The sequence below is a fragment of the Stenotrophomonas sp. P5_A8 genome (assembly GCF_056400545.1).
Genome location: NZ_JBFULB010000374.1, coordinates 1 through 3,525, shown reverse-complemented (window position 1 = coordinate 3,525; position 3,525 = coordinate 1). Strand labels below are relative to the sequence as shown.

Annotated in this window: 6 protein-coding genes; 2 read left to right on the top strand and 4 right to left on the bottom strand. The window is 62.4% G+C overall.

Annotation, left to right across the window (positions count from 1 at the left end; translation table 11 throughout):
• Positions 1–55: 55 nt before the first annotated feature.
• Positions 56–538 carry a hypothetical protein gene (locus AC1DQP_RS18220; protein WP_457489044.1) on the top strand — a complete coding sequence of 161 codons (483 nt, stop codon included), beginning with the start codon at positions 56–58 and terminating at the stop codon, positions 536–538.
• 93 nt (positions 539–631) lie between these two features.
• Here AC1DQP_RS18220 and AC1DQP_RS18215 read toward each other — a convergent pair whose 3' ends face one another.
• On the bottom strand, positions 632–1,042 hold the full coding sequence (locus AC1DQP_RS18215; RefSeq protein ID WP_478052169.1) for a hypothetical protein: 411 nt from the start codon (positions 1,040–1,042) through the stop codon (positions 632–634).
• A gap of 258 nt (positions 1,043–1,300) precedes the next feature.
• Here AC1DQP_RS18215 and AC1DQP_RS18210 point away from each other — a divergent pair, with 258 nt between their 5' ends.
• Positions 1,301–1,966, top strand: a complete 666-nt coding sequence (locus AC1DQP_RS18210) for an SOS response-associated peptidase (RefSeq protein WP_478052168.1) — start codon at positions 1,301–1,303, stop codon at positions 1,964–1,966.
• On the opposite strand, the gene AC1DQP_RS18205 is transcribed toward AC1DQP_RS18210, so the two are convergent.
• The 3 genes from AC1DQP_RS18205 to AC1DQP_RS18195 all read right to left on the bottom strand — a co-directional run.
• The gene (locus AC1DQP_RS18205; RefSeq protein WP_457319375.1) at positions 1,967–2,650 is read right to left on the bottom strand and encodes a hypothetical protein; all 684 of its coding nucleotides are present in this window, start codon (positions 2,648–2,650) and stop codon (positions 1,967–1,969) included. It abuts the gene before it with no gap.
• Between the two features lie 41 nt (positions 2,651–2,691).
• Positions 2,692–3,096 (bottom strand): hypothetical protein, encoded by a 405-nt coding sequence (locus AC1DQP_RS18200; protein WP_457319374.1) that lies wholly within the window; start codon positions 3,094–3,096, stop codon positions 2,692–2,694.
• A partial coding sequence (locus tag AC1DQP_RS18195) for a phage tail tip fiber protein (RefSeq protein ID WP_478052167.1) occupies positions 3,093–3,525 on the bottom strand: 433 nt, incomplete at its 5' end. The genes AC1DQP_RS18195 and AC1DQP_RS18200, both read right to left, overlap by 4 nt.

Genomic DNA, 3,525 nt, shown 5'->3' with positions numbered 1-3,525 from the left:
ACTCCGAGGCGTTATGCCAGAATCCGATCTAAGCAGGCAGCGGCCAGACCCAAACATGATCGACCTGGACAAGCTTGAGAAGATTTGGCCACTCATCACGCTTCACCCGTGGGAATTCCTGCAGGTGCTCGTCGTGGGAGTTTTGCTTGGCATCGGGGGGCACAAGATGTGGGTAGCGATTGCGACCGCGCGTCCGGGGAAGTCAGCCGCCTTACCGAAAAAGCGGAAGGAGAAGACCATCCTCAGTATCCCGCTCCCGTTCAGACCAAGCGAACTGCAGGTGGAGTGCGTTCGTGTATTGCGCTATTTCGACGACACCTGGATTTCAGCCTCCCAAATCAGCCAAAAGCTGGCGATGGTTACGCCGCCAAAAGGTGACATCCGGCAAGCTTTGGAAGGGCTTGTGGAAAGAGAATGGGCGACGGACCAACTATCCAGCATCAGCGAACCGCGCTACCGGCTAAAGGGCGAAGGCTTACAGTTTGCCCAGAAGCGTAAGTTCCCGGTCTGCCCAGAGATAGATAGGCCGCGTCCGTAGTGACTTCTACCATGTCAAGGTCGCGGAAGATCAACAGAAACAACGACTAAGCCGATCACTCGCGATCAGCAGCGATCTTGTGGAATCAGTGGCTTAGCGGACGTGTGGGGTCAGTTTGGGGTCACCCAAAGGCAGGGCTTTCAACGCTTCCCTCAATCGCCGCTCCTGCGAGGTCTCGGCCCGCTTCCGTTTGGGTTTGGCCGCTGCCGTTGGCGGATGGCCGACCAGGCGTGCCACAGCCTCCCGCAGCGGCACCCCCTCCAGCACCCTAGCCGCACACCACCGCTCGGCGAAACGCTTGCCCTGGTCGATGCTGGCCGCCCGGACCTGCTTGTCCTGCCAGAGTTTCCTGCAGGCCAAGGTCACGCGGATGCCATCGGAGCATGGCTGCACGCTGGCGATCTGCCGGTTGCCCCACCAAAGCCCCCAGTGTTCACCGTGCTGCACCCAGCCTTGCGGGCGGGGCGCAATCATGAATTCGGTGTAGTCGCAGGGCGGGAGCATGGCGCGCAGGATACGGACCGGGATCTCAGATTCCGCGACTGGATGTAATCGGGCCGCGAAGGTGTCGGCGCGGCGCGGCTCAGGCGCCCCCGGGTTGAGCAGCCAATGGCCCCGGGTCCGACATGGATAGGTTGCGCGTTCGCGCCAGGGGGCGCCACCGGGGAATCCAGCGCCGGCCAGTAAGCGGTCTCGGGCGCGGCCCGTCGGGGTGCACGCCACGCGAAGGTCAGGGACAGCCGCAGGGAGTATGGTTCGGCCATGTGCGGCCGATTCGTCCAGACCCCGATCCGCGATGCCGCCAGCCTGGGCTTCCCCCAGCTGGTGGGCGAGCTGCTATCCATGCCGGCCAGCTACAACCTGGCGCCAACACAGCGCGCCGCGGTGATGCTGGACCGCGGCGATGGCCTGCAGCTGCAGCGCCTGGCCTGGGGCCTGCTGCCCTTCTGGGCCAAGGCCAAGAAGCTACAGGGGTCGACCATCAATGCGCGCATCGAGACTGTGGCCACCAAGCCGGCGTTCCGCTCCGCCTTCAAGAAGCACCGGTGCCTAATCCCCATGGCCGGCTACTACGAGTGGTCGGTTAACGCCGAGGACGGGAAGAAAGATCCATGGTTCATTCACGCGGCGACCCCGTTGTGGGCCGCCGGACTGTGGGAAGACACCAGCCCCCTCCTCGACCCCGACAACCTCGGCACCTTTACCGTGATCACCGGCGACAGMAGCGGCGTCTCCGCTGACATCCACGACCGCATGCCGGTGTGGCTGGACCCCGGCCAGGCCGAGGAATGGATGACCGCCTCGCCGGATGACGCTATGGCAATGCTGCTCGCCAGCGAGCCGCCTGCGATGGAGGCCTACCGGGTCAACCGCGCGGTGAACACGCCCCGCAACAACAGCGAGGCCTTGCTTGAGGCCGTGGCCTGATCACGCCGTGAAATTCAGGGGCATTTCGGTCAGGTCGATCACCAGCATCACAGCGTCCTGGTTTGCCATCACCGTGTCGCCCACGGTGAAGGCCGTGGAACGGTTCTGATTCCATACCTGCCCTACGGACAGGCGCACATTGTTGGCTGAGTCCATGTGCAGGAAGTCGGTCGCCATGGAGCAAATTTCCGGATATGGCGATCGGTAGTAGTACCGGGGATTTGCCAGCGCCAGGCCAATCTTCGTCCCTGGGAAGAACTGGCCGAGGTGCACCAGCGGCCCGGTGGTATTGGGCAACGGCACGGACGCCAGCACCCGCAACGGCTTCCGGCGGGAATCGTAGAACACCGTACCGTCTGGATTGCGCATGCGCAGGCCGACCGGGCCAGAGGGCTGGTTTCCCGAGTACCCGAACGTGTAGTACTCCAAGCTCTTGGTCGGGCTGTTCGAGAAAACGCAGACCTTGAAGCTGTTGTTTTCCTGCGAGATACCGTACCCGGACGCGGCACCGATTGTGTCGCTGACGAACCGGACCACGTGCAGATAGTCGTTACCCAAGGTGCTCATCAGGAATCCCGACGGCGTCCTCGAGTAGCGAATGTCGCCCCCGCCGATGAAGGCGGACGTGTTCATTACCCCCGACTGGATCAGCTCCAGGTTTCGATACCCGGTTCCGATCTGCACCAGGCCCGTGTCCTGGTTCCGAATTCTCAAACCAGCGGCCATCAGCTGTAGACCCCATAGACCAAGATGACGCCGCCCACGCAGTCGCGGCCGGCGGTGGATGCATCGAACAGTTCAGCCCGAACGTGTTGGTTCACCGCGGCATCTGACCAATTCCAGGAGATTGAATTGGACGTGACGGTTACTGAAGGCAGCAGCAGGCCCCACATGCTTTTCTGCCCGTTCGCCAGGAAATAGAAGAAGGGCTGACCACCCTGGAACGCATCGATGGTCAGCCCCCCGTTTGCTGCGGCCGGCGCGGTGTAGCGCCGCCCGGATCCGCTTCCACTGCTGACCGCGTCGAACAGCGGTATCGCGTACCGGCCAATCGTCTTGGTCAGCTTGGTGGTTACTGTCGTCTCCACGTAGCCCGAAGGGCTGCGCACGCGAAGCCCCACTTGTGTCATGCCAATGCTCCAAGCTCGATGGCGAGATTGCCGTTCGGGTAGTAGAGGTACAAGCCGGTGTTGACCATGCGTACCCGGTAGCCATCTGGCGTCATGCCGTTGATCTCCATGGCCCCCGACTTGTCGATACGCCAGCCGGTTTGCCCAGGCACGTAGTTGTCAGACTGGATGAAGTTGCCGATCTTCGCGTTGTCGATCGCGCCGTTGGCGATCTTGGCATTGGTGATCCACGCGTCACCGATGAAAGCCTGGTTGATGAACGTCTGACCACCCTGGATGACGAACGGGGTAGAGGTAACGCCGTTGGAGACGTTCAGTAGCGCGAAGCGATCAGCCTGCACAAGGAACTGCGACTGATAGCTGCCGTCGGGCAACTGCTCGACGCCGAGGCCCATGCCGGCGGCGTAGATCCGGCCATCAGCGTTGATC